This window comes from Arthrobacter sp. 18067, from assembly GCF_902706295.1.
Lineage (GTDB): Bacteria > Actinomycetota > Actinomycetes > Actinomycetales > Micrococcaceae > Arthrobacter.
On the sequence record NZ_CACSJJ010000056.1, the window covers coordinates 1 to 1,311 of the forward strand.

1 protein-coding gene is annotated in these 1,311 nt (G+C 62.0%); it reads left to right on the plus strand.

The genetic code is table 11. The annotated features are described in order from the left end of the window. Positions 1–50: 50 nt before the first annotated feature. Positions 51–1,267, plus strand: a protein-coding gene (locus GVL04_RS24040) for an IS3 family transposase (RefSeq protein ID WP_159709166.1) whose coding sequence is annotated in 2 segments (ribosomal slippage) — positions 51–315 and positions 315–1,267 — 1,218 coding nt in all. Because the reading frame shifts where the segments join, the coding sequence is not laid out codon by codon here. Positions 1,268–1,311: the final 44 nt, after the last annotated feature.

A 1,311-nucleotide genomic window follows, 5' to 3' on the forward strand; every position in this document is an offset into this window, starting at 1 on the left:
CTGCGGTCGTATGGTTTTCTGAGACAGGTTGATGGGAGATCGACTACAGAATGACTGGTCCCAGAAGAAAATATGATGCCGCGTTTCGTGAGGAAGCGGTGCAGTTGGTGTTGTCCTCGGATCGTTCGGTGAAGCAAGTCGCTGACGAGCTCGGAGTGAACGAGAGCACGTTGGGAAACTGGCTCCACCGGTACCGGGGCCAATACCAGGACAGTGCGGTTGCCCCGGCTCCGGAGCGGGGCCCGGTGTCGTGGGATGAACACCGGAAGACCTTGGCCGAGAACGAGCGGTTGAAGGCAGAGGTTGAGTTCCTGGGAAAAGTCAGCGCCTTCTTTGCCGCGAAGCAAAAGTAGAGGACTTCTACGAGTTCATCGAAGCGGAGAAGGCCAACCATTCGGTGGTGTGGCTGTGCCGGGCGTTGAAGGTTTCCCGGGCCTCGTTTTACCGGTGGCGGAATCCCGCAGGCCCGTCGCCAAGGGCGGTACGGCACGAGCAGCTCGCTGCGGCGGTGACCACGCTTTACACGAAAGAGGAAGGCCGGGCGGGCCGGGACCAGCTCACCCTGCTTTTGAACGAGGGCGGGGTGAAGGTCTCAGCCCCGACGGTGGGTGCGATCATGCGCGAGCACGGGCTGCGGGCCGTCCGCACCCGGGCTTGGAAGGCCACCACGGTCCAGGACCCGCAGGCCAAAACAGCTCATATTGAGAACCACATGCTCGACGCAAAGGGCAAGCGGGACTTCACCTCAACAGTGCCCGGAACCCGCCTCGTTGGTGACATCACCTACCTGCGCACCGGTGAGGGCTGGCTGTACTTGGCCACCGTGATCGATCTGTTCTCGGGCATGGTGATCGGCTGGTCCATGGCCGCACACATGCGCGCGAGCCTGTGCACCGCGGCCCTGCAGATGGCCCGGAACCACGGCCACCTGACCGGGACCTCGGTGGTGTTCCATTCAGACCGGGGAACCCAATACACCTCTGATGAATTCCAGAGATGGTGCGGCGATAACGGACTCACCCAGTCCATGGGCAAGGTCGGGGTGTGCTGGGACAACGCGGTCGCGGAAAACTTCTTCTCCCACCTAAAAACCGAGTTCTACCACCACCAACGCTTCGCGTCCCGGCTCGCTGCCCGCACCGGAGTCATGGACTACATCGAGGCCTGGTACAACCGCCGCCGGCCCAACCGCAGAGCAGGCGGCATCCCACCAGCCAAAGCCCACACCCAATACCAAACCCGCGCCCACCAACCCCTGGCCGCCTAACCCAAAACAAACAACGAACCTGTCTCAAGAACTTGACGACCGCA